Origin of the sequence: Burkholderia sp. RF7-non_BP4 (genome assembly GCF_001521935.1) — a bacterium.
In the GTDB taxonomy this organism is placed as follows: domain Bacteria; phylum Pseudomonadota; class Gammaproteobacteria; order Burkholderiales; family Burkholderiaceae; genus Burkholderia; species Burkholderia diffusa.
This window is the reverse complement of record NZ_LOTA01000098.1, coordinates 75,999-100,275: the sequence shown is the minus strand read 5'-3', so window position 1 is coordinate 100,275 and position 24,277 is coordinate 75,999. Positions and strand designations below refer to the sequence as shown.

Annotated in this window: 23 protein-coding genes and 1 pseudogene; 8 read left to right on the top strand and 16 right to left on the bottom strand. The window is 67.8% G+C overall.

What is annotated here, in order from left to right; genetic code table 11:
* The 3 genes and pseudogenes from WS49_RS32785 to WS49_RS32775 form a co-directional block, all read right to left on the bottom strand.
* Positions 1–347 (bottom strand): annotated as a pseudogene (locus tag WS49_RS32785) (electron transfer flavoprotein subunit beta/FixA family protein); the annotation flags it as partial.
* A gap of 38 nt (positions 348–385) precedes the next feature.
* Positions 386–1,174 (bottom strand): SDR family NAD(P)-dependent oxidoreductase, encoded by a 789-nt coding sequence (locus tag WS49_RS32780; protein ID WP_059537782.1) that lies wholly within the window; start codon positions 1,172–1,174, stop codon positions 386–388.
* Between the two features lie 61 nt (positions 1,175–1,235).
* Positions 1,236–2,081, bottom strand: a complete 846-nt coding sequence (locus WS49_RS32775) for an alpha/beta fold hydrolase (RefSeq protein ID WP_059537780.1) — start codon at positions 2,079–2,081, stop codon at positions 1,236–1,238.
* 138 nt (positions 2,082–2,219) lie between these two features.
* Between WS49_RS32775 and WS49_RS32770 the strand changes: the two genes are divergently transcribed.
* The 7 genes from WS49_RS32770 to WS49_RS32740 all read left to right on the top strand — a co-directional run bounded on the left by WS49_RS32770 (position 2,220) and on the right by WS49_RS32740 (position 10,074).
* Positions 2,220–2,999, top strand: coding sequence for an SDR family oxidoreductase (locus WS49_RS32770; protein ID WP_059537777.1), 780 nt, complete (start codon positions 2,220–2,222; stop codon positions 2,997–2,999).
* A 149-nt stretch (positions 3,000–3,148) separates the two neighbouring features.
* Complete coding sequence (locus WS49_RS32765) at positions 3,149–4,714, top strand: DUF1302 domain-containing protein (protein WP_059537773.1); 1,566 nt, start codon at positions 3,149–3,151, stop codon at positions 4,712–4,714.
* Between the two features lie 41 nt (positions 4,715–4,755).
* Positions 4,756–6,138: a DUF1329 domain-containing protein gene (locus WS49_RS32760; protein ID WP_059537769.1), complete on the top strand. Its 1,383-nt coding sequence runs from the start codon at positions 4,756–4,758 to the stop codon at positions 6,136–6,138.
* Positions 6,139–6,236: 98 nt separating this feature from the next.
* Entirely contained in the window at positions 6,237–7,019 is a 783-nt protein-coding gene (dmpE, locus tag WS49_RS32755) for a 2-oxopent-4-enoate hydratase (protein WP_059537767.1), read from the top strand.
* Positions 7,020–7,032: 13 nt separating this feature from the next.
* The gene (locus tag WS49_RS32750) at positions 7,033–7,932 is read left to right on the top strand and encodes an acetaldehyde dehydrogenase (acetylating) (protein ID WP_059537764.1); all 900 of its coding nucleotides are present in this window, start codon (positions 7,033–7,035) and stop codon (positions 7,930–7,932) included.
* 16 nt (positions 7,933–7,948) lie between these two features.
* Entirely contained in the window at positions 7,949–8,980 is a 1,032-nt protein-coding gene (gene dmpG / locus WS49_RS32745; RefSeq protein ID WP_059537761.1) for a 4-hydroxy-2-oxovalerate aldolase, read from the top strand.
* Between the two features lie 176 nt (positions 8,981–9,156).
* Complete coding sequence (locus WS49_RS32740) at positions 9,157–10,074, top strand: DUF5677 domain-containing protein (protein WP_059537758.1); 918 nt, start codon at positions 9,157–9,159, stop codon at positions 10,072–10,074.
* 57 nt (positions 10,075–10,131) lie between these two features.
* Here the strand turns inward: WS49_RS32740 and WS49_RS32735 are convergent, their stop codons facing one another.
* Both WS49_RS32735 and WS49_RS32730 read right to left on the bottom strand, forming a co-directional pair.
* Positions 10,132–10,374 carry a hypothetical protein gene (locus tag WS49_RS32735; protein WP_059537755.1) on the bottom strand — a complete coding sequence of 81 codons (243 nt, stop codon included), beginning with the start codon at positions 10,372–10,374 and terminating at the stop codon, positions 10,132–10,134.
* Positions 10,371–11,618 (bottom strand): alkaline phosphatase family protein, encoded by a 1,248-nt coding sequence (locus WS49_RS32730; protein WP_059537752.1) that lies wholly within the window; start codon positions 11,616–11,618, stop codon positions 10,371–10,373. Before WS49_RS32730 ends, WS49_RS32735 begins: the two co-directional genes overlap by 4 nt.
* Positions 11,619–11,732: 114 nt before the next feature.
* On the opposite strand from WS49_RS32730, the gene WS49_RS32725 reads away from it, so the two are divergent.
* On the top strand, positions 11,733–12,176 hold the full coding sequence (locus WS49_RS32725) for an alpha/beta fold hydrolase (RefSeq protein ID WP_257127752.1): 444 nt from the start codon (positions 11,733–11,735) through the stop codon (positions 12,174–12,176).
* Positions 12,177–12,350: 174 nt separating this feature from the next.
* Here the strand turns inward: WS49_RS32725 and infA are convergent, their stop codons facing one another.
* The 11 genes from infA to WS49_RS32670 form a co-directional block, all read right to left on the bottom strand.
* The gene (infA, locus tag WS49_RS32720) at positions 12,351–12,614 is read right to left on the bottom strand and encodes a translation initiation factor IF-1 (RefSeq protein WP_011355053.1); all 264 of its coding nucleotides are present in this window, start codon (positions 12,612–12,614) and stop codon (positions 12,351–12,353) included.
* A 462-nt stretch (positions 12,615–13,076) separates the two neighbouring features.
* The gene (locus WS49_RS32715) at positions 13,077–13,280 is read right to left on the bottom strand and encodes a cold-shock protein (RefSeq protein WP_006751843.1); all 204 of its coding nucleotides are present in this window, start codon (positions 13,278–13,280) and stop codon (positions 13,077–13,079) included.
* Between the two features lie 291 nt (positions 13,281–13,571).
* Entirely contained in the window at positions 13,572–14,651 is a 1,080-nt protein-coding gene (locus WS49_RS32710) for a Rieske 2Fe-2S domain-containing protein (RefSeq protein WP_059537749.1), read from the bottom strand.
* Between the two features lie 68 nt (positions 14,652–14,719).
* Positions 14,720–17,191, bottom strand: a complete 2,472-nt coding sequence (locus WS49_RS32705) for an efflux RND transporter permease subunit (protein WP_059537746.1) — start codon at positions 17,189–17,191, stop codon at positions 14,720–14,722.
* Between the two features lie 102 nt (positions 17,192–17,293).
* The gene (locus tag WS49_RS32700) at positions 17,294–18,253 is read right to left on the bottom strand and encodes a WD40/YVTN/BNR-like repeat-containing protein (protein ID WP_059537743.1); all 960 of its coding nucleotides are present in this window, start codon (positions 18,251–18,253) and stop codon (positions 17,294–17,296) included.
* Between the two features lie 178 nt (positions 18,254–18,431).
* Complete coding sequence (locus tag WS49_RS32695; RefSeq protein WP_059537740.1) at positions 18,432–19,637, bottom strand: acetyl-CoA C-acyltransferase; 1,206 nt, start codon at positions 19,635–19,637, stop codon at positions 18,432–18,434.
* A 17-nt stretch (positions 19,638–19,654) separates the two neighbouring features.
* Entirely contained in the window at positions 19,655–20,140 is a 486-nt protein-coding gene (locus WS49_RS32690) for a MaoC family dehydratase (protein ID WP_059537737.1), read from the bottom strand.
* The gene (locus WS49_RS32685; protein WP_059537734.1) at positions 20,140–20,940 is read right to left on the bottom strand and encodes an SDR family oxidoreductase; all 801 of its coding nucleotides are present in this window, start codon (positions 20,938–20,940) and stop codon (positions 20,140–20,142) included. Before WS49_RS32685 ends, WS49_RS32690 begins: the two co-directional genes overlap by 1 nt.
* Positions 20,937–22,136 (bottom strand): acyl-CoA dehydrogenase family protein, encoded by a 1,200-nt coding sequence (locus WS49_RS32680; protein ID WP_059537726.1) that lies wholly within the window; start codon positions 22,134–22,136, stop codon positions 20,937–20,939. The genes WS49_RS32685 and WS49_RS32680 overlap by 4 nt, the downstream gene beginning before the upstream one ends.
* Positions 22,133–23,374 (bottom strand): acyl-CoA dehydrogenase family protein, encoded by a 1,242-nt coding sequence (locus WS49_RS32675; RefSeq protein WP_059537724.1) that lies wholly within the window; start codon positions 23,372–23,374, stop codon positions 22,133–22,135. The genes WS49_RS32680 and WS49_RS32675 overlap by 4 nt, the downstream gene beginning before the upstream one ends.
* 3 nt (positions 23,375–23,377) lie before the next feature.
* Positions 23,378–24,256 carry an SDR family oxidoreductase gene (locus WS49_RS32670; protein WP_059537721.1) on the bottom strand — a complete coding sequence of 293 codons (879 nt, stop codon included), beginning with the start codon at positions 24,254–24,256 and terminating at the stop codon, positions 23,378–23,380.
* Between the last annotated feature and the right edge of the window lie 21 nt (positions 24,257–24,277).

Genomic DNA, 24,277 nt, shown 5'->3' with positions numbered 1-24,277 from the left:
CCGAGAATCACGAGTTGCGGCTGTTCCTTGTCGACCAGCGCCTTCAGGATCTTCGCGACGGCCAGCGGCTCGACGCTATCGTTCGACTCGACCAGGATCGCGCGATCCGCACCGATCGCCAGCGCCGTGCGCAGCGTTTCCTGCGCTTGCGTCACGCCGACCGACACCGCCACCACCTCCGCCACGACCCCGGCCTCCTTCAATCGCACGGCCTCTTCCACCGCGATCTCGTCGAACGGATTCATCGACATCTTCACGTTCGCGATGTCGACGCCGGTGCGGTCGGACTTCACGCCGACCTTCACGTTCGCGTCGACCACGCGCTTCACTGCCACGAGCGCTTTCAACTGCGTGTCTCCTGTTTCGTTTCGACCGCCGCGGCGCGTCAGCGCGCGGTGTATCCACCGTCGATCACCAGCTCCGCACCCGTCACGTAGCGCCCCGCCGGCGACACGAGATACAGGATGCCGGCCGCGATGTCGCGCGGGCTGCCGATCTTCGCCATCGGCACGTGCGTCTGCATGTATTCGAACGCGCGGTCCGGATCCTGACCCATCTGGCGGAATGCGTCCTCGAGCATCGGCGTGCGGATATAGCCCGGATGCACCGAGTTCGCGCGGATGTTCTTCGCCGCATACAGCATCGCGTCGACCTTCGCCATCATCCGCACCGCCGCCTTCGACGCGTGATACGCGGGCACGTCGGGACCGCCGACGATCCCGTACATCGACGACAGGTTCACGATCGAGCCGCCGCCGGCCGCCTCGAGGTGCGGAATCGCGGCGCGCGTGCACAGGAACACGCCGTTGACGTTCACGTCCTGCACGCGTTGCCATTGCGCGAGCGTGAGTTCGTGCGTCGGCACGTTGTGCCCTTCGATGCCCGCGTTGTTCACGAGCACGTCGAGGCGCCCGAAGCGCGCGACGATCTCGTCGAACACGCGCGCCACGTCGGCCTCGCGCGTCACGTCGAGCGACCAGAACGCGGCCTGGCCGCCTTGCGCGCGGATCTCCTCGACGAGCGCTTCCGCCGGTTGCGACAGCACGTCGAGGATCGCGACGCTCGCGCCGGCCGCGGCCAGCGTGCGTGCCGTTTCCGCGCCGATGCCACGTGCGCCGCCGGTGATCGCGGCCACCTTGCCGCGCAGGTCGAACAGGTCTTCGATGAGTTTCATTGTGTCTCCGTGTAGTCAGCGAACCGGCCTCGGACGGGCCGGTCATCAGGGGCATCGGGCGTTATCGTGAGGCGGCCGCGGCAGGCGCCGCCAGGAAATCGAGGCATTCGCGATTGAAATACGCCGCGTGTTCCACCATGACCCAGTGGCCGCAGCGGTTCAGCAGCACGAAGCGCGCGTCGCGGCAGCGTTCGAGAAACGTCAGCGCGCCGCCGACCGGATTGAAGCGGTCGTCCGTGCCCCAGAAGCCGAGCACCGGGCAGCGCAGGTCGCCGAGCGCCCCCGTCAGGTTCGGCACGCTCATCGTCGACAGCACTTCGGTCGGCTGCTCGACGCATACCTTCATCCGCTCGGCGACGAGCGCGTCGGTGACGATCGCCGGATCGTGCACCAGCAGCGTCAGCAGCTCGCGCATAGTGTCGTCATTCATCTGGCGATTGGTGAACAGCTTCACCATTCGCTGGATCCCTTCCATCCGGAAATAGGTGTCGCGATCCTCGACGCCGCCCGGCGCCATCATGATCAGCCCGTCGACTTCGTCGGGATAATCGAGCGCGTATTTCAGCGCGATCGCACCGCCCAGCGAATTGCCGAGCAGCACGGCCGGCCCGGTGCCGAGCGCGGACAGCTGCGCGTGCAGCGCATCGACGAAGAAATCGAGCGTGTAGGCGACGTCGGACGGCTTCGACGACTGCCCATAGCCCGGCAGGTCGACGACGATCGCGCGATGGCCGGCAGCCGCGAATGCCGGGTAGTTGTGCTTGAAGTTGCTGAAACCGCTGGCGCCCGGGCCGCTGCCGTGGATGAACACCACCGGGCGGCCGTCGCCCGCCTCGAAATGATGCAGGCGCAGGCCGCCCGGTACGTCGGTGAAGATGCCGGCCGGCGGCGTCGTGGGGGTCGTCATCGCGGGTTGTCTCCTTCGTCGGTCGATGGATGCCTGCCACGATGATTGCGCCGGCGGCGCCGGCCGGCATCATCCTTTCAGACTACGAAACCGCGCGCGCTTGTTCCTATCATCGGGCCACCGAAACGGAGGCAGACGATGAACGGATTCGACTACAGCGGCAGGACGGTGCTCGTGACGGGCGGCACGAAGGGCATCGGGCGGCGCATCGCCGAGCGGTTTCTCGCGGCGGGCGCGCGCGTGTTCGTGTGCGGGCGCAGCGCGCCCGACACGCCGCCTTCGGGCGGCGGCCGCACGGCCACCTTCATTGCGGCCGACCTGCGCGACATCGAGCAGGTCGACGCGATGCTCGCGACGATCCGCGACGCCACCGGCTGCCTCGACGTGCTGGTCAACAACGCGGGCGGCTCGCCGTTCGTGCTCGCGGCCGACGCGTCGCCGCGCTTCACCGAATCGATCGTGCGACTGAACCTGATCGCTCCGCTGCAACTCGCGCAGCGCGTGAACGCGATCATGCAGCCGCAACCGCACGGCGGCGTGATGCTGTTCATCGCGAGCGTCAGCGCATCGCGTCCCTCGCCCGGCACCGCCGCCTATGGCGCCGCGAAGGCGGGCCTCGTCAACGCAGTCACGTCGCTCGCGGTCGAATGGGCGCCGCGCGTGCGCGTGTGCGCGATCAGCCCGAGCCTCGTGCAGACGGAATCCGCGACCGAAGGCCACTACGGCGACGACGCCGCGCTCGACGCGATCCGCGCGACGATTCCCGCCGGCCGGCTCGCGACGCCCGACGACGTCGCGTCGGCGTGCCTGTTCCTCGCGTCGCCCGATGCGTCGTACACGTCGGGCGCGAACCTGCGGCTCGACGGGGGCGGCGAACGGCCGGCGTTCCTCGCGGCGGCACGAACGGAACCACGCTGACGCGCGAACGCGACCGGCGCGCCCCGATCGTTTCCAGTCCTAGGGAAGTCATCTAGTTCATTTCGACGATTCCCTGCTACCGCGATCTCCCTACTCTGCCTCTCACGACAACCACAGTCGACCGTCGTCGATACCCCAGAGGAGACACCATGCATCAACGGATTTCGCGTCGTACCGACAAGCGGGCCACCGCCACGCTGTCGACGCTGGCCGCCGCGCTGCTGACGTGCGCCGTTCCCAGCGCGCACGCAGGCAGCACGATCGAGCTTGGCGCCGACACGACGCTGGACTACACGTTCACGCTGAGTTACGGCCTCGGCATGCGCACGCGTGCGCCGAGCGGCAATCTGCTGACGCCCGCGAACATCAATGGCGACGACGGCGATCGCAACTTCGCGAAGAACAAGCTGATCGAAAATCAGGTCAGCCTGCTCGGCGAAGTGAACCTGAAGCACGACGACTGGGGTGTGTTCGTCCGCGCGAGCACGTTCTACGATCAGGCCTATCACCGCCCGAACTACAACGACGCGCCGGGCACCGTGAACCATTCGGGCCAGTACAACAACTTCACGAGCGATGCCCGCTACTGGTCGGGCGGCCACACGACGCTGCTCGCCGCCTACGCGTACAACACCTTCAAGATCGGCGCGACGAGCCTGAACGTGAAGGTCGGCGACCAGGTGGTCGCGTGGGGCGAAAGCCTGTTCTTCCCGAACATCGCGGGCGCGCAAGGCCCGGCCGACGCCACCAAGTCCTATGTCGCGGGCGCTCAGGTGAAGGACATCCTGCTGCCCGTGCCGCAGATCTCGACGCAGTGGCAGATCACGCCGAACTTCAGCCTGCTCGGCTACTACCAGTTCTCGTTCCAGCAGAACCGCCTGACCGCGCCCGGCACGTACTGGAGCTATTCGGACGTGGTCGGCCCGGGCGCGCAGTTCATCATCGGCCCGGGCGGGATGATCATTCCGCGCGGCGCCGACGAAAAACCGAGCGCGCACAACCAGTGGGGTATCGGCGCACGCCTGCGCGTGTTCGGCGATACCGAGCTCGGCGTGTATCACCTGCATTACAACGACATGAACCCGAGCGTCGTCACGTCGTTCTATCCCGTGCTCCAGTACCGGCAGACCTATTTCAACAACATCAAGCTGACCGGCGCGAGCTTCTCGACGCAGGTCGGTCCGGTCAACGTCGCGGGCGAGGCGTCATACCGCCAGGGCGCGGCCGTGCTCGTCAACACGCCGACCGGCGCGCAGGCGACGCGCGCGAACGTCACGCAGCTCAACCTGTCCGGCATCTACTCGATCGGGCCGAGCTTCCTCGCGAATTCACAGTCGCTGGTCGGTGAAATCACGTACGTGCACGCGGGCGGCATCTCGGCCGTCGACGGCTCGACCACCCTCACGAACTCGCGCAACGCGCTCGCCCTCGAGCTGGCCTGGACGCTCAGCTACAAGAACGTGTTCAACGGCTGGGATCTCGACGTGCCGCTCACGTACACGCACGACCTGGCGGGTACGTCGCCGCTGGCCGGCGCGCTCGGCTCGCTGACGGGCCAGGGCGACCACCGCGTGACCGCCGGCGTCACGTTCACGCGCCTGAGCAACCTGTCGCTGTCGCTCGTCTACGCGAAGTTCCTCGGTTCGCCGAATCCCGTCACGCGTCCGCTCGCCGATCGGGACTACGTGCTGGCCACGGCGACCTACCACTTCTGAGCGGCCCGGCCGCTCGTCACTCAGCAAGAAGAGGATTTGTCATGAAACGAACTCGTCTCCCCCTCCTGCGCGCGTCGGTGATGGCCGCGTGCGCACTCGTCGCGACGGCGTCGTTCCCGAAGGTCACGCCGGACGACCTGAAGGCGCTCGACGGCCCGCTCACGCCGATGGGCGCGGTGCGCGCCGCGAGCAAGGACAGCGGCGTGCCGGAGTGGTCGGGCAAGTGGCTCGGCACGCCGCCCGACGTGCAGTACAAGCGCGGCGGCCGCTACCCCGATCCGTTCGCGAGCGAGAAGCCGGTCGCGACGATCACCGCGGAGAACATGGCGCAGTACGCGGAGCACCTGACCGACGGCCAGAAGGCGATGTTCAAGCGCTACCCGGCCACGTTCAAGATCAACGTCTACCCGAGCCATCGCGACTTCCGCTACGCGGATTCCGTCTACAAGGACATCCGCACGTACGCGCCCGACTCGACGATGACGCCCGACGCGAACGGGCTGACCAACGCGCCGCCGCAAGTGCCCTACCCGATTCCGAAGACGGCCGCCGAGCTGCTGTGGAACCAGCGCTTCTCGTCGGCGATCGGCACCGAGCAGGCGACCTACGATCAGGCGGTCGTGTACTCCGACGGCAACATCGCGTGGGGCAAGGTGCGCTACGACATCTACTCGCCGCGCAACGTCGGCAAGTACGACGTGAAGAGCGACCTGAACAACCGCACGTTCTACCGCAACGCGACGGAGCTGCCGCTGTCGGACCGCGGCTCGCTGATCGTCGGCTTCACGAACTGGGACAAGGCCGGCGCCGACAACTCGTCGCGCACGTGGATGTACAACCCCGGCACGCGGCGCGTGCGCCAGGCGCCCGAATACGGCTATGACCAGCCGCAAGGCCCCGGCGGCTTCCGCACCGTCGACGACGACCGCCTGTACAACGGCCCCGGCGACCGCTACGACTGGAAGATCGTCGGCAAGCGCGAAATCTACGTGCCGTACGACAACTACAAGGCGATGGACAGCTCGGTCAAGTATGCGGACCTGCTGACCAAGGGCCACGAGAACCCGTCGTACATCCGCTACGAGCTGCATCGCGTATGGGTGCTGCAGGCGACGCTGAAGAGCGGCTATCGCCATCAGTATGCGAAGCGCGTCCTGTACATCGACGAGGATTCGTGGATGACGCTGCTCGCCGACAACTACGACGCCCGCGGCCAGCTGTGGCGCACCAACGTCGCGACGACGCTGTACGCGTACGACGCGAAGACGTTCTACCCCGGCGTCGTGTTCTTCCACGACCTGATCTCCGGCGCGTACATGGCCGACCGCCTGACCAACGAAGGGCCGATGCCGAAACTCGACAGCAGCCCGCAGTTCAGCGAAGCGTACTTCTCGCCGGACGCGATCCGCAGTTCGGGTAACTAAGCATCCGGCGCGGCACGCCCGCGCCCCACGCGCCGGAGCCGCGCTCCGGCGCCCGACGCCGCCCGGGACGGCGGCCTTTTCCATTCGAGGGCCCTTTCATGTCTTCCCGCTTGCATACGACGCTCGGCGACGAGCTGTACGCCGCGTGGCACGCACGCGCACCGGTCGCGCCGCTGTCGAGCCGCCCGCGCCGGCTGTCCCTCGACGATGCGTACCGCATCCAGCAACGCTTCATCGAACGCCGCGTCGAGCGCGGCGAATCGGTGGTCGGCAAGAAGATCGGCGTGACGAGTCAGGCCGTGCAGGACATGCTGAACGTGCGCCAGCCCGATTTCGGCATCCTGCTGTCGGGCATGCACTACGCGGCCGGCGAGGCGATCGCCACCGAATCGCTGATCGCGCCGCGCGCCGAAGGCGAAATCGCGTTCATCCTCGCGCGCGACCTGCGCGGCCCCGGCATCGACCGCACCGACGTGATCGCCGCGACGGCCGCCGTCGCGCCCTGCTTCGAGATCGTCGATTCGCGCATCCGCGACTGGGCGATCCGCATCGAGGACACCGTCGCCGACAACGCGTCGTGCGGCGTGTACGTGCTCGGCGATGCGCGCGTCGACCCGCGCACGCTCGACCTCGCCGCGTGCCAGATGACGATCGAGAAGAACGGCGAGCGCGTCGCGCAAGGCCGCGGCGACGCGGCGCTCGGCCATCCCGCCGACGCCGTCGCGTGGCTCGCGAACACCCTCGCCGAATACGACGTGCCGCTGCTTGCCGGCGAGATCGTGCTGTCCGGCTCGCTCGCGAAACTGATTCCGGTCACGGCCGGCGACGCGCTGTCGATGCACATCTCCGGCATCGGCAGTTGCGACGTCCGCTTTATCTAAAGGAACGAACCTGATGAAGAAAATCAAATGCGCACTGATCGGGCCCGGCAACATCGGCACCGACCTGCTGTACAAGCTGCGCCGCTCGACCGTGCTCGAACCCGTGTGGATGGTCGGCGTCGATCCGGCATCCGACGGCCTCGCGCGCGCCCGCGAATTCGGCCTGAAGACCACCGACCAGGGCGTCGACGGGTTGCTGCCGCACGTCGCCGGCGACGACATCCGCATCGCGTTCGACGCGACCTCCGCCTACGTGCATCGCGACAACTCCGACAAGCTCACCGCGCTCGGCGTGAAGATGATCGACCTGACGCCCGCCGCGATCGGGCCGTATTGCGTGCCGCCGGTGAACCTCGACGCGCACCTCGACAGCGCGCAGATGAACGTGAACATGGTGACCTGCGGCGGCCAGGCGACCATCCCGATGGTGTACGCGGTGTCGCGCGTGCAGCCGGTCGCGTACGGCGAGATCGTCGCAACGGTATCGTCGCGCTCGGTCGGCCCCGGCACGCGCAAGAACATCGACGAATTCACGCGCACGACGTCCGGCGCGATCGAACAGGTCGGCGGCGCCCGCAAGGGCAAGGCGATCATCGTGATCAATCCGGCCGAACCGCCGCTGATCATGCGCGACACGATCCACTGCCTGACCGACGGGTCGCCCGACGTCGATGCGATCACCGCGTCGGTGCACGCGATGGTCAAGGAAGTGCAGCGCTACGTGCCCGGCTACACGCTGAAGAACGGCCCAGTGTTCGACGGCAACCGCGTGTCGGTCTTCATGGAAGTCGAGGGGCTCGGCGACTACCTGCCGAAGTACGCGGGCAACCTCGACATCATGACCGCCGCCGCGGCCGCCACGGCCGAGCGTTTCGCCGAACAGATGCTGGCCGCGACGGCCGCCACCGCTTGAGTCGAGGAGTCACACGATGTCACTTGCAGGCAAGAAGATCACCGTCCACGACATGTCGTTGCGCGACGGGATGCACCCGAAACGTCATCAGATCACGCTCGACCAGATGCGCAACATCGCGCGCGGGCTCGATGCGGCCGGCGTGCCGCTGATCGAGGTCACGCACGGCGACGGGCTCGGCGGCGCATCGGTCAACTACGGTTTTCCCGCGCATACCGACGAGGCGTACCTGAGCGCCGTGATCCCGGAGCTGAAGCAGGCGAAGGTGTCGGCGCTGCTGCTGCCGGGCATCGGCACCGTCGAGCACTTGCGCATGGCGCACGAACTCGGCGTCGGCACGATCCGCGTCGCCACGCACTGCACCGAAGCGGACGTGTCGGAACAGCACATCGGCCTGGCGCGCACGCTCGGACTCGATACGGTCGGATTCCTGATGATGGCGCACATGTCGTCGCCCGAGCAGCTCGTCGTGCAGGCGAAGCTGATGGAGTCGTACGGCGCGAACTGCATCTACATCACCGATTCGGCCGGCCACATGCTGCCCGACGACGTGACCGCGCGGATCGGCCAGGTGCGCGCCGCGCTGAAGCCGGAAACGGAACTCGGCTTCCACGGCCATCACAACCTCGCGATGGGCGTCGCGAATTCGGTCGCGGCGGTCGCCGCCGGCGCGAACCGGATCGACGCGGCCGCGGCCGGCCTCGGCGCGGGCGCGGGCAATACGCCGATGGAAGTGTTCGTCGCCGTGTGCGACCGGATGGGGATCGAGACGGGCGTCGACGTGTTCGCGATTTCCGACGTGGCCGAGGATCTCGTCGTGCCGATCATGGACGCGCCGATCCGCCTCGACCGCGATGCGCTGACGCTCGGCTATGCGGGCGTCTACTCGTCGTTCCTGCTGTTCGCGAAGCGTGCGGAAGCGAAATACGGGATTCCGGCGCGCGACATCCTCGTCGAACTGGGTCGCCAGCGGCTCGTCGGCGGGCAGGAGGACATGATCGAGGATGCGGCGCTGACGATGGTTCGCGCGCGGGAGGTGGCGGCGTAACGTGTAATACACAAAGCACGACGCGGAGACAGAAACGGGGCATCTGCCCCGTTTCCATTTACTGCGCCCGGAGATCGGCAAGCATAATTCTCCGAACGCATGCCAGGTATTCGAACACGTAAAAATTATGATTTAATCAACACGTCATCATCAGCTCACCAAAAACATCAATATTCATGGACAATCACAAGGAAAGCCAATGGCTCGATTGGCTCGGAAAGCATACTGACAAGCACGATGCGCACTTCCAGAATTTAACCGCACTGCGGGAAAACCTGTCATCTCTTAGCACGCTTCTCGAAACCGCAATTCAATCCGAGTTCAGCGGTATCGCCTCGCATCTGAAACGGGTGGAGTGCTTCGCGCTTCTTACAGCCATTGACGAGCTGAACGATTCCATGCTCGACAATATCGAGAAACAGCGTTTCAGTGCTGCCGAAGCGATCGCACGCATTACGCTCGAGCACACGGTAAACTTTCTCTACGTCCTTGACGACCCAACATCCGAGCGCGCGCTTTCGTTGTTGAAGCAACACTTCTTCGGTGCTCGTGAGCGGGCAAAAAAATGGCACGACTATCTAAAGAATGCCAATCGAGACGATGGCGTGAAGATCGCGGAAATCCGGCTGAAACACCTGAAAGACTCAGAAGAACTCGTCCCAGAACTCGCCAAGGCAAAGCCGTGGCCAGATGCACGCCGACGCTTTCAGGCACTCGACCTCGAACACTTCTACCATGACCTCTTCACACCCGCGTCGGACTCGGTTCATACCCTTGCCGAGGATGTTTTCAATCTTTTCATGGTGACGCACAACCTGCAAGAACATCAAGACCTTGCCTATCGCTCGATGCGAGCCGAAAAAATATCGTTCGCGGTTTATCTGTGCGCAAGTGTCCTATCTTTCTACGCCGAGGCAGTCTGCAGGCTCTCGATCGCAATGGGTAACGAGGACATGGAAGAGAAAGCGATGGAATTGGGAAAGCATCTGTCCGAAATCACGATATCGATGAACGACGATACGTTGACCGATCTGTTTTCCGTCTCGGAAGAACCTTGTCCGGTTGCACAATCGCCCGACGAACGCGCTGGATGACGCGGCGGCATGGGCAATCGCTCCGACCAAAGACCAGGATGACAGCCTCCTCGACGCTCACCGATGCTTCCCGCCGTGCCTGCGCCGCCGATGCGCTTCGCGCGCCTGCAGCAGCGACGGCATCAGTTCCTCGATGTATTGCCGCGCCTGCCCTCGCGTCACGATCTCGCTGAAGCGCTGATGGGCCTTGTCATGGCCGACCAGCGCCGCATGCGCTTTCTTCAGGATGTGCAGGTACGCGATCAGGCTAGTGCCGTCGCGCACGGGCAGCGCATCGCGCGGGTCCAATGTCGTACTCATGTTCCGATCCTTTGCGGACAATCCGTCCGGCACGTAGTCGTCACGAGCCCCAGCAGGTCGTTCGCGAGACGGTCGCGGTCGGTCAGCGGCGCCAGGTCGAACAGCCGCTCGAGCGTCGCGGCGACCGACGCATGGTCGTACACCGTATGGTCGACCCGCCCGGCCGCGACCCACGGCGAAATCACGATCGCCGGCACCCGCACGCCGTACACGTCGAACCCGAAGCCGCTCGCGTTCAGCGTCGCCGCCGCGCCATCGTTCGGCGGCGGCGCAGCGCCCGGCCCGACCGAATCGTAGAAGCCGCCGTGCTCGTCGTAGCAGATCACGAGCAGGCTGCTGTTCCACACCGGCGAATTGCGGATCGCGTTGTACACGCGCGCGACGAGCTGGTCGCCGCCGGCGAGGCCGTCCATCGGATGCTGCGAGCTGCCGTTCTGGTAGGTGCCGTGCACGATGTCGCCGTAACCGGGCTCGATGAACGTATAGCGCGCCGTATAGCCCGCCGCGAGATCGGCCTCGAAATGCGCGAGGTCGTCGATGTCGAAGAAGCTGATGCCCTTCAGCGACGCGACCTGAGGCACGTGGCCGACCGGATTGCCCGTCTGGTCCTGGTAGATGCGCCAGTTGTCGTCGCCGAGCGCGACGAAGATCGAACCCTTCGGATACGGGAAACCGTCGAACGCGTCCCACCCGGCCATTTCTTCCCTGGTCGGCGAATGATCGAGGCCGGCCGACGACGCACCGTGCAGGAAAAAGCGATTCGGCCAGGTCGGCCCCGGCATCGATGCGTGCCACGCGTCGCACAGCACGAACGCGTTCGCGAGCGCGTGCAGCGACGGGGCCTGCATCTGCACGTTGGCGCCCTGCATGATCTTGCCCGCGTCGGCCGGCTGCGGCGGCGTGCCTTCGGAATGCGACGTCGCGTAATTCGACACGAACCCCGAATTGTTGACGGGCGGATAGGCCTGCCCTTTCACGAACGGCACGCCGGCGCCGCAGAGCTGCTCGAGCACGTCGGTGAATTCGTGGCACGGATCGGTCGGCATCCGGTCGGGCGCGCCGCCGCCGAACGGATAGACCGCGCCGCCATACGCGTTGCTGTTGCCCGGCGACGCGGCGACGATGCCGGGGTAGCCCGACAGCGCGAACAGGTGATCGAAGGAGCGGTTCTCGAGCATCAACACGAACACGTGCCGGATGCGGTCCTGAACCGATGGGGATGCGGGGGCTGCGTCTGCACTCATGGCGCCTCCTGGCGTTGCGCGACGAAAGTCCGGCTGGCACGGCCGTTGGCCCGCTGAAAGACGCTGAAGGAATTGAAAGCCGCACGCGCGGCGCGGGCCGCGAATTGCCGACGAGTGTACGACCGCGCCGACCCGCACGTAAAGCCGCATGCGAACCGCGTCGTCGCGCGTGCGTTCTTCGCGAGCACGGCCGTCGATGATGATGCGTTTCGCCGGCTCATGCGATTCGTGACGGGTGGATTGTCGGCGCGCTGGGCCGACCTGAAACTGCGGCAGAACCGCGAGCGCGTGGCGCCGGCCTGCCGGCTCGCGTATCTCGACATGCTGACCGGAACGGATTTCGTCGACGATGTCCGCGGGCTCGACACGCGCTTCCTGGTGATCGTCGGCGACAAGGACCCGGGGCTCGACGAAGCGGCGATGCAGGCGACGTTCCTCGCGTGGCACCCGAACGCGCGACTCGCGACCATACCGAATTGCGGGCATTACCCGATGCAGGAGTGCCCGCCGTATTTCGCGATGGTCATCGAGGATTTCCTGCGCGACGCGGCTGCCTGAGCGTTGCGCACGCGCGGCGGCCGGTAAAGGCGGGGTTAGCCGGCGCGGCGTGACGACGCCGCCGGCGACCGTCGAACGGCGCGAACCGCGCCGTCCATCCGGTGTGCCCGGCCGCATGAACGGGCCGGACGGATTTCGATCGGTGCGGCGTTGCGCTGCCCGATCGCTACTGCTTCAGCGACGCGGTTGCCCGGTGCGCGGCGGACGCGGCGAATTCGCGTCCTTGTGGCGGAAGTTGATGCGGCCCTTCGTCAGGTCGTACACCGACAGTTCCAGCGTCACACGGTCGCCCGCGAGAATGCGGATGTGGTTCTTGCGCATGCGGCCCGACGCATACGCGCCGACCACGACGCCGTTTTCCAGCGTGACACGGTATTTGCTGTCCGGCAGCACTTCGTCGACGATTCCGTCCAGTTCCAGCAGTTCTTCTTTTGCCAAACCAATTCCTCCAGACAAGGTGATGACCGCGGCCGCGGCGAACTCACCGGCGCCGTGCCCCGCAACGGGACGGCGGCCGGCGGGATGCCGGGGATCAATTCGTTCAGACGGGCGACGCGCCCGTCTTGCAATCGGAGCCCGGCGCAATGCGGCGGTCGGGCGGTCGGTGGCGGCGATGCGATCGGCACCGCGCAAAGTCGGGACCGCGCCGCGTGCGGCATGGCGACGGTCTACTCGGGTTGAAGCATGGGCCGCTGGCGATGCGGCGAGCGCGTCGCGAGGGCGTTGGATCGCACGTCGTACGGACCTGCGATGGATGAGGGAAGCACACGACCGATGCATCGTGAATTCCGCGATGCATCGGTCGTGTGCGTCGAAACGCGCAGGACGCCGGCTCGGGCCGGCCTCCGCGCGAAATCCGACCGGCAGCGGCCGTCATTCGACGGCCGGTGCCGAAGCGGCTTACTGCGGCGTGATGTTCGACGCTTGCAGACCCTTCGGGCCACGCTTCACTTCGTAGCTGACCTTCTGGCCTTCGGCCAGGGTCTTGAAGCCCGTGCCGCGAATTTCCGAGAAATGGGCGAACAGATCGTCGCCGCCGTTGTCCGGGGAAATGAAACCAAAGCCCTTGGTTTCGTTGAACCACTTGACGGTACCGGTATCCACAAATACTTCCTTAATACGAATAATTGAACATGCGCCCCGTGACGGGCACAGAAAGAATCAAAAGAGGGAGAGACCAACGACTGCCGCACGCCGTGCGGCCAATGATGAGCAATCGAACTTCTTGAAGACTTCGGTCTCGGACACTACGCGGTGCAGGCCGATCCGTCAAGCTCTTTCGATGCGTTGCAGGCGCGCGGCGGCGCGCGCGCCTTGCCTGGCGGGCGTCGGCGGCGATCGGGACACGAAACGATGCGCCCCCTATTTTCGCCGCGCTTCGCCGTTACTGCCCCGTCACCGCGGCTCGAACACGTGATGCAGCGGCGGCGGCGCCGCACCGTCGCGGATCTTGATTTCGAACGTCTTGCGCGCGACGCTCGACGGCCGCACGTCGGCCGCGTCCAGGTAGAACTGCGAATACCAGTCGCGCATCTGGTACAGCGGGCCGTCGCCTTCGCACAGCAGCGGGTTGTCGATGCGCGTCTTGCTGTGCCAGATGTCGACGTCCTCGTAGAACGCGCGCTGCGCTTCCTTCACATATGCGTTCGCGATCTCCATGTTCTGCGCGTCGCTCAGGCCGGCCACCTTCTTCACGATCACGCCGTAGCGCAGCTCGAAGCTGTTCATGTCGATCGGCACGTGGCAGTTCAGCAGCACCGAATGGATCGGCTGCCCGCCGCTCTGCCCCGTCATCTGCGTGATGTGCACGGCCGGCCCGAAATACGTCGACAACGCGGTCAGGCTGTCGCCGCCGAGCTTCTCGCTGCGGCCGACCATCAGCTGCGTCGCCTTGTGATCCTCGAACAGGTTCGCGAAATAGTCGATCGGCGCGTGGTGCACGGTCGCGAAGTGCGCGACGTCCGAGATGTTGTCGACCAGCTCGCGGCAGTTCGCCTGGATCACCATCTTGTCGACGACCCAGTCCGACCATTCGCCGGAGAAGCACACGTCGAGGCGCGGAATCGCGACTTCCGGCGGCGGCGCATTGCCTTCCGGGTCGTTCCACACGAACAGCAGGTTGTTTTCCTCGCAGGTCGGCCACGCGCCGATGCGCGCCTTCGGCGGAATCCGCTTGCAGTACGGGATCGACGCGCACTGCCCGTCGCCGTTCCACGCCCAGCCGTGGAACGGGCAGACGAGATTGTCGCCTTCGACCGTGCCGAGGCTCAGGTCGGCGCCCATGTGCGGGCAATACGCGTCGACGACGTTGATCTTGCCGGTCGAATCGGCGAACGCGGCGAGCTTGCGGCCGAAGACGTTCAGCGTGTGCGGCTTGCCGTCCTTGTAGTCGCGGGCGAGCCCGAGGCAGTGCCAGCCGCGCGCATAGCGCTGCGCGAGCGGCTGGGCTTCGATCTTGTAAGGGCGTGCGGACATGTGGGTTGACTCCTCTTTGGGGGACGCGCGGCGGCCCGCCGCGCACCGGGGTAACGGGGTTGCGTCGCTCAGCGCACCGGATTGCCGGGTTCGAGCGTGCGCGTCGGCTTGAGCGCGGGGGCCGGCGCGGCCGGCGGCGATGCCGGCTGCGGCTCGCGCGACACGCGGCGCTCCGCCCGCTCGACGCCGAGCCATGCGGCCAGCGCGGGCAGCAGGAACACCGCGCCGAACAGGTTCACGAGGAACATGAACGCGAGCAGCACGCCCATGTCGACCTGGAACTTCAGCGCGGAAAACGCCCAGGTGCCGACACCGATGAACATCGTGACGGCCGTGAACAGCGCCGCAGTGCCGCGCTGGCGCATCGCGTCGGCGAATGCGTCCGGCAGCGTCGCGCCGTGGCGGATGTCGTGCTGCAGGCGTTCGTACAGGTAGATCCCGTAGTCGACGCCGACCCCGACGCCGAGCGTGATCACCGGCAGCGTCGCGACCTTCAGCCCGATGCCGAGCCGCGCCATCACCGCGTTGCACAGGATCGACACCAGCGTGAGCGGCACGATGATGCACAGCACCGCGCGCCACGAGCGGAACGTGACCGCGCAGAGCAGCGCGATCGCGCCGAAGATCGACAGCAGCATCGCGATCTCCGCGTCGCCCACCGCCTCGTTGGTCGCGGCCATCACGCCGACGTTGCCGCCCGCGAGCCGGAACGCGACGTTCGGCGTCGGGTTCTCGGCCGCGAAGCGCTTGATCTCGTCGACGATGTGCGCGATGGTCGTGCCTTCGTGGTTCTGCGTGTAGATCAGCACCTGGATCGCCTTGCAGTTCGCGGTGTTCATCCCGTTGTCGGGATCGAACGCATTGGAGCCCTGCGTGAGCCCGTCGCTGGAGCGCGGCAGCGCGGCCCAGCGCGGGTTGCCTTCGTTGAACGCGGCGATGAACACCTTGCCCTGCGACGACACGCTCGTCACCGACTGCACGCCGGCCACGCCGCGCATGTTCATCTCGAACTTCTCGATCGCGCTCATCACCGGATAATGCAGGCACGCATCGTCGAAACCGGTCGTCTCGACGATCACCGACAGCACGTCGACACCGATGTTGTACTGGTGCGTGATGGCCGCGTTGTCGATGTTGTAGCGCGAGTTCGCGCGCAGTTCCGGCGCGCCGGTGCCGATGTCGCCGATCTCCAGCTTGCGCGACTCGAGCGTGCCGTACGCGAGCAGCGCGAGCGCCACCGCGAACACGCCGAGCGCCGGCGCCGGCCGCGCGAACACCGCGAAGCGCGACCACTTCCCGCTGCCGCCGGCCGCCGCCGTGCGCTGGGCACGCGCGAGCGTGCCGCGCTCGAGGCGCGTGTACGACAGCAGGATCGGCAGGAACACCTTGTTGGTGACGATCATCAGCAGCACGCCGAGGCACGCGGTGATGCCGAGTTCGCGCACGATGTCGATCTTGATCCGCATGATCACCATGAAGCCGAGCGCGTTGGTCAGCAGCGCGACCGTGCCCGGCACGAACAGCTTGCGGAACGCGTCGCGCGCGGCCTCGACCGACGACGCGCCGCGCACCAGCGCCTGCTTCCACGCGTTGGTCATCTGCACCGCGTGCGACACGCCGATCGAGAAGATCAGGAACGGCACGAGGATCGACATCGGGTCGATGCCGAGCCCGAGCAGCGGCAGCGCGCCGAGCAGCCAAACGACGGGCAGCAGCGCGACGACGAGCGCGAGCACGGTGGTCTTCAGCGAGCGCGTATAGGCGAACAGCAGCGCGGCCGTCACGAGGAACGCCAGCGCGAAGAACGCCATCACGCCGGCGATTCCTGCCTCGACGTCGCCGACCAGCTTCGCGAAGCCGATGATGTTGACGTCGATGCCCTGCCTTGCGTAGCGCGCGCGGATTTCCTCGAGCTGGCGCGCGACCGCGCTGTAGTCGAGCCGCTTGCCGGTGGCCGGATCGGTCTCGCGCAGTTCCGCGCGGATCAGCGCCGACTTCAGGTCGTTGCCGACCAGCCGGCCGATCTGCCCGGAACGCGCGACGTTGCGGCGCACCTTCGCGAGATCGTCCGGGTTCGCGCTCGAGAACTGCCCGGGCACGACCACGTCGCCGCGAAAGCCGGCCTCGGTCACTTCGGTGTAGTGGACGTTCGGCGTGAACAGCGAGAACACGCGCGAGCGGTTCACGCCGGGGATGAAGAACACGTCGTCGGTCGCGTGGCGCAGCGCGTCCATGAACGTCTGGTTGTAGATGTCGCCGTCGCCCTTCCAGCGCAGGCTGACGAGGATCGTGTTCGCGCCGGGGAACGCGCCGGCGTAGCGCTCGAACACCTGCATGTACGGGTGCTGCATCGGAATCATCTTGTTGAAGCCCGGATCGAGCTTCAGGCGCGTCGCGGACAGGCCGAGCGCGAGCGTCGCCGCGATGCACAGCAGCATCAGCAGCCGGCGCTGCCGGATGATCGTGTCGGCGCAGCGCTCGACGAACGCGGCGAGGCGCGATGCGGGAACGGCTTCGGTGGGGCGTGACAGGTCGTTCATGGATTTCTCGGGTCGGAACGGATGGGACGGACGATGCGGGCGGTACGGGTCGGCGCAGCGACGCGAACGGATGCGGGCGGCGCCAAGCGCCGCCGCCGCGCATCAGGACGGCGACACGGTGAGCGGCGCGACGCCGGCCTCGCCGCCGAGCAGCAGCGCGCCCCGGCCCATGTCGAGCACGGCCGCGAGGCTCTGCACGCCGCCGAGCTTGCGCACGTCGAAGGTCAGGCCGCCGTCGCGCGATGCGACGATCGCGCCGCCCTGGCCGACCAGCACGAGATCGCCGTCGGCAAGCTGGGTCGCGCCGAAGTACGACACCGGCACATGGCTGTCGACGTGCGTCCAGGTCGTGCCGCGATCGGCACTGCGCAGCACGTTGCCGCGCATGCCGTACGCGATCCAGTCGCCGTTCGCGAGCATCAGCGCGCCGAACAGCGAGCCTGCGTACGGCGACGGGCGCTTGTCCCAGGTCACGCCGTTATCGGTCGAGCGCAGCAGCGTGCCGCTCTCGCCTGCGATCAGCAAATTGCCGTGGCCGTCGCCGACGATCGCGTTCAGGTGGCGGTCGCCCGCCGGCGTCTTCAGCGGCTGCCACGTGAGCCCGGCGTCGTCCGAGCGCAGCAGCTGGCCGAAACTGCCGGCCGCGAACAGCGGGCCGTTCGCCCTGCCCCAGACGGACAGCAGCGGATCGGAATGCGCGTTGTCGCTGTGGACCGCGCGCCAGTGCACGCCCGCATCGTCGCTGCGCACGATCCGGCCGTCGTGGCCGACCGCGATGCCGAGCGTCGGCGTGACGAAGCTCACCTGCGTGAGCGTCGAGCCCTGGTCGGGCGTGACCGACGCCGGCCGCCAGCGGCGGCCCGCATCGTCGCTCAGCAGAATCACGCCGCGCTCGCCGACCGCGACGATGCGCGTGCCGGCCCGGGCGAGCCCGTTGATCTGCAGGCGGTCCGCATGGATCGCGGTGACCGGGAACGCCGGCAGCGGGCGCGGCGAGAACGCGAACAGCGCGGCGCCGAGCACGAGCGCCGACATCGCGAGTCCTGGCAAGGTACGTTTCATCGGTTGTCTCCTGTCCTGGCAAGCGGCCCGGGCCCGCGCCGACGCGCTCGCCCTGCCGCTGCAAGTCTCCGGGCCGTCGGTCGTCGCCGCGGCCTCGCATGGTTCCGAATGGATGGCGGCCGAACCGGGTTGTCGGTGCGGCCGCCGGTGCGGCTGCGTCGAACGCCGTTACATGCCGTTACGCGCCGACTTCGAACAGCGCGGCGGCACCCATCCCGCCGCCGATGCACATCGTCACGACCGCATGCCGTACGCCGCGGCGCGCGCCTTCGAGCAGCGCATGCATCGTCATCCGCGTGCCCGACATCCCGAACGGGTGGCCCAACGCGATCGCGCCGCCGTCGACGTTCAGCCGCTCGTCGGGAATGCCGAGCGTGTCGCGGCAATACAGCGCCTGGCACGCGAATGCCTCGTTCAGCTCCCACAGCCCGATGTCGCGCACGGTCATCCCGAAGCGCGCCAGCAGCTTCGGAATCGCGAACACCGGGCCGATGCCCATTTCGTCCGGCTCGCAGCCGGCCACGGCCAGCCCGCGGAACGTGCCGAGCGGCGCGAGCCCGCGACGCGCGGCCTCGTCGCGCGACATCACGACCACCGCCGCCGCGCCGTCCGACAGCTGCGACGCGTTGCCGGCCGTCACGAACTCGCCCTGCTCGACGACCTTGCCGCCGCTCCACGACGGCTTGAGCCCCGCGAGCCGCTCGGCCGTCGTATCGGCGCGCACGCCTTCGTCGCGCGCCGCGCGCACGGCCTCGTGACCGGTCGGGTTGCCTTCCTTGTCGAACAGCCCGCGCGTCACGTCGAGCGGCGCGATTTCCGCGTCGAAGCGGCCGGCCGCTTGTGCGTCGGCCGTGCGCTGGTGGCTCTGCAACGCGAATTCGTCCTGCGCCGCCCGCGAGATCCCGTAGCGGCGCGACACGATCTCGGCGGTTTCCATCATCGCCATGTACGCGGCCGGCTGGTGATCGAGCACGGCCTGCGAACGCGCGCGGTAGACGTTCTTGTGCTTGTTCTGCGTGAGCGAGATCGATTCGACGCCGCCCGCGACGACGATCCGCGCGTCGCCCGCGCCGATGCTGCGCGCGGCGCTCGCGATCGACATCAGGCCCGACGAACACATGCGGTCGATCGACATGCCGGGCACCGACGCCGGCAGCCCCGCCGCCGCGGCCGACAGGCGACCGATGTTGTAGCCCTGCGTTCCCTGCTGCGCGGCGCAGCCGATCAGCACGTCGTCGACGTCGGCCGGCGCGACGCCCGCGCGTTCGAGCGCGGTGCGCACGACGTGGCCGCCCAGCGCGGGCGCCTCTGTGTCGTTGAACATGCCGCGAAACGCCTTGCCGATCGGCGTGCGTGCGACGGAAACGATGACTGCGTCTTCCATGAGCTGGCTCTCTGAATCTAGAAGTAGTAACGGCTGATCGTGTCGGCCACGCAGCCGGGTTTCGCGTCGCCTTCGATCTCGACGGTCACGCGAATCCATGCCTGCACGCCGCCGTCGAGCGGCTCGACGCGCAGCAGCTCGCCGACGCCGCGCACGCGCGCGCCGACCTTCACCGGCGCCGGGAAGCGGATCCTGTCGCAGCCGTAGTTGACGCCGAGCCGCGCGCCGTCGATGCGCACGATCTGCGGCAGGAAATGATTGACGAGCGACAGCGTCAGGTAGCCGTGCGCGATGCACGCGCCGAACGGGCCGTCCTTCGCGCGGACCGGGTCGACGTGCACCCACTGGTGGTCGCCCGTCGCGTCGGCGAAGCCGTCGATGCGGATCTGGTCGATCGCGAGCCACGCGCTCGCGCCGAGCGTGTCGCCGACGGCCGCCGCGAGTTCAGCGGGATGCGCGAACACGCGGGGCGTCGCGCGCACGGGGTCGAGGGTCGTCTCCATCATGCGTGCTGGCTGCTGACCGACAGCACTTCGCCCGTCATGTACGACGCGTAATCGCTTGCAAGGAACACCATCACGTTCGCGACCTCCCAGACTTCGGCGGCGCGCCCGAAGGCTTCGCGCGACGCCAGTTGATTCAGCAAGTCGGCCGGGGCCGACTTCTTCAGAAAATCGTGCATCGCAATGCTCGGCGCGACCGCGTTGATGCGCACGCCGTAAGGCGACGCCTCGAGCGCCGCGCAGCGCGTGAGCGCCATCACGCCCGCCTTCGCCGCCGCGTAGTGCGCCTGTTCCGCCTGCGCACGCCAGCCGAGCACCGATGCGTTGTTGACGATCGCGCCGCGGCCGCGGGCCTGCATGTGCGGCAGCATCGCGCGCGTCATCCGGAACGTCCCGGTGAGGCTAATGTCGATCACCCGCGACCATTCGGCATCGTCCATTTCGACGATGCGTTTGGCGCCGCCGAGCCCGGCGTTGTTGATCAGCACGTCGACGCCGTCGAGCCTGTCCTGCGCATCGGCCACGAGCGCCTGCACGTCATCCTCGACCGCGACGTTGCACAGGCGGCCGTAGATCTGCCGCAGCCCCGTTTCGGCGCGCAGCGTCTCCACGGCCTGTTCGAGGCGCTTCTCGTGGATGTCGGAGATGAACAGCGCGCGGCAGCCTTCCTCCGCGCAGCGACGCGCGGCCGCGAAGCCGATGCCGGCGCCGGCGGCGGCCGTGATCAGCACCGATTTGCCGGCGAGCAGCTGGTGGCCCGGCACGTAGGCCGGCGCTTTCTGGATCTGGGGTTCGGTCATGCTGTGCCTCGTGGTTCCCTGGGCATGCCGAGCCCGCGCTCGGCCATGATGTTGAGCTGGATTTCGTTGGTGCCGGCGTAGATCGTGTCCGCACGGGAGAACAGGAATACGCGCTGCAGATGGGTGAGCTTCTCGTCGGCCGGATCGATCACGTTCGCGCGGGGCCCGAGCGCGTCCATCGCGAGCTGGCCGAGGTCGCGGTGCCAGTTCGACCAGAAATACTTGTAGATCAGCGCCTCGCGGCGCAGCGGCGCGGTGGCGCCGTTCGCGTCGTCCGCGCCCGACAGCATCCGCAGCGCGTTGTAGCGCATCACGCGCAGCCCGGCCCACGCGCGGCCGATCCGCTGGCGCAGCACCGGGTCGCGATCGGCGCCCGACTCGCGCGCGGCGTCGATCACCCATTCGAGCTCGCGGACGAACTGCATCTGCTGGCCGAGCGTCGACATCCCGCGCTCGAAGCCGAGCAGCGTCATCGCGATGCGCCAGCCGTCGCCCGGCGCGCCGACCAGGTCGCGTGCTGCCGCGCGCGCGCCGTCGAAGAACACTTCGTTGAATTCGGCGCCGCCGTTGAGCTGCCTGATCGGGCGGATCTCGATGCCCGGCTGGTCGAGCGGCAGCAGCAGGAACGACAGCCCCTTGTTGCCCTTCGATGCCGGATCGGTACGCGCGAGCACGAAGATCCAGTCGGAATCGTGCGCGAGCGACGTCCACACCTTCTGGCCGAACACGCGCCAGGTGCCGTCGGCGTCCTGCTCGGCACGCGTGCGCACGTTCGCGAGATCGGAGCCCGCGCCCGGTTCCGAGTAGCCCTGGCACCAGAACTGCGTGCCGGCGAGAATCCCGGGCAGGAAGCGCGCGCGCTGGTCGTCGGTGCCGCACGCGACGAGCGTCGGCCCGAGCAGCCCTTCGCCGATATGGCCCATCCGGCCCGGGCCGCCGGCACGCGCATATTCCTCGTGGAAGATCACCTGCTCGGCGACCGAGAAGCCGCGGCCGCCCACGTCGGTCGGCCAGCCGAGGCCGGTCCAGCCGCCGTGCGCCAGTTCCCGTTCCCACGCCTTGCGCAGTTCCGGAAACGCTTCCTCGTCGCCGGGGCCGCCGCGGTATTTCAGGCACGCGAATTCGCCGGTCAGGTGCGACTGCACCCAGTCGGCGACTTCGTGCCGCAATTGCTGTTCGCGCGTTTCGCTGTTCATTGGAGTGCTCCGGTGCGCGCGGCGGACGGACGCGTGGCGATCGACGCCTGCGGCGACGCCAGTGCCGCCTCGCGCCGCGACGTGTCGCCGTCGATCGCATGGCGGGCGATCCATTCGAGCAGTTGCGGCGTGCTGCCGAACTGCGCGAGCGATGCCTGCGCGCGCTTGAAGTAGAGATGCGGGTCGTATTCCCACGTAAAGCCGACACCGCCGTGCAGCTGGATCGCTTCCTGCGCGCAGAACGCATATGCGTCGTTCGCGGCGGCTTTCGCGGCCGCGACGTCGGCGCGCAACGCCGCGCCCGGCGCCGCCCCGCCCGCGTCCGCATCCCATGCGTGCGCCGCGCCGAGCACCGCCGAGCGTGCGGATTCGATCAGCACCATCATCTGCGCGCAGCGATGCTTGACGGCCTGGAACGACGCGATCGCGCGGCCGAACTGCACGCGCTGGCCCGTGTAGTCGAGCGTCAGGTCGAGGCAGTGCTGTGCGCCGCCGAGCTGTTCGGCGGCCAGCGCCAGCGCCGCGAACCATGCGGCACGCTCGAGCACCCGCGCGGCGACGGTGCCGCCGGCGAACAGCGCGTCGCGGCTCACGCGGATGTCGTCGAGGACGATGCGCGCGATCGGCCGCGTCGCGTCGAGCGTGTCGAGCGGCGCGATGCTCAGGCCGGGCGCCGTCGCGACGTCGATCGCGAACAGGCCGATCGACTGCCCCTCGTTCGCGATCCGCGCGGGGATGAGCAGCAGATCGGCGCGCGCGCCGTCGATCACCTGTTCGATCGTGCCGGACAACGCATAGCCGCCCGCTGCTTCTTCCGCGACGACCGGCAACTGCCCGGCACCGGCGGGAAGCTCGAACGGCAAGGCCAGCGTCGCGCTGCATGCACCTTCGGCGATCTTCTCGAGCCAGCCCGTCGCGAGCGGCACGTCGGAGCAGCTCGCCAGCGCGGTCGCGGCCAGGCACGCGGTCGAAAAATACGGCACGCACGCGACGCGCCGGCCGAGCTGCTCCATCAACAACGTCTGCTCGACCGCGCCGAGCCCCATCCCGCCTGCCGCCTCCGGCAGCGACAGCGCGTTCCAGCCGAGCTCGCCCGCGAGCGCGGCCCACAGCGTGTCGTCGCGGCCGGCCGATTGCTCGAGCGCGCGTCGCACGTCGGCGGACGCGCTGCGTTCGGCGAGCACGTCGGCCGCCGCGTCGCGGATCATCGCCTGTTCGTCGGTGAGCGCCAGATCCATGCGTCAGCTCCCGTACACGCGCTGCGCGGGACGCGCGTCGGCGATCAGCCGCGCGACCGCCGGGCCGACCTCGGCCGGCGCCCAGCGCGCGCCGCGGTCGACGCTCGGGCCGGTGCGCCAGCCTTCGGCGACCGCGATCATCCCGCCCGCGACCTCGAACACCTGGCCCGTCACGTCGGCCGACAGCGCGCTGCCGAGCCACACGACCAGCGGCGCGACGTTGGCCGGATCGAAATAGTCGAAGCCGCCGTCCTCGGGCTTCTTCATCATGTCGGCGAATACGCCTTCGGTCATCGACGTGCGCGCGGCCGGCGCGAGCGCGTTCACGCGCACGCCGTAGCGCTGCAGCTCGGCCGCCTGCATCAGCGTGAGCGCCGCGATGCCGGCCTTCGCCGCGCCATAGTTCGACTGGCCGATCGACCCTTGCAGCCCGGCGCCGGAACTCGTGTTGACGATCCGCGCGTCGACCGCGTGACCGGCCTTCGCGGCGTCGCGCCACACGCGCGCCAGCACGCTCGACAGGCAGAAGTGGCCGCGCAAATGCACGCGCATCACGTCGTCCCAGTCGGTTTCGGTCATGCTGGTGAACATCTTGTCGCGGCAGATGCCCGCGTTGTTCACCAGCACGTGCACGTCGCCGAACGCTTCGCGCGCGGCATCGACGATCCGCTGCGCGGTGTCGATCCGGGTGATGTCGTCGGCATTCGCGAGCGCGCGGCCGCCGCGTCGTGCGATCTCGTCGCACACGGCCTGCGCGGCCTCGTGACGGATGTCGTTGACGACGACCGCCGCGCCTTCGGCCGCGAACGCGAGCGCGTATTCGCGCCCGAGGCCGCCGCCCGCCCCGGTGATGATGGCGGTGCGTCCGTTACAGATTCCCATGCTTGTGCCTCCTGGATCGAG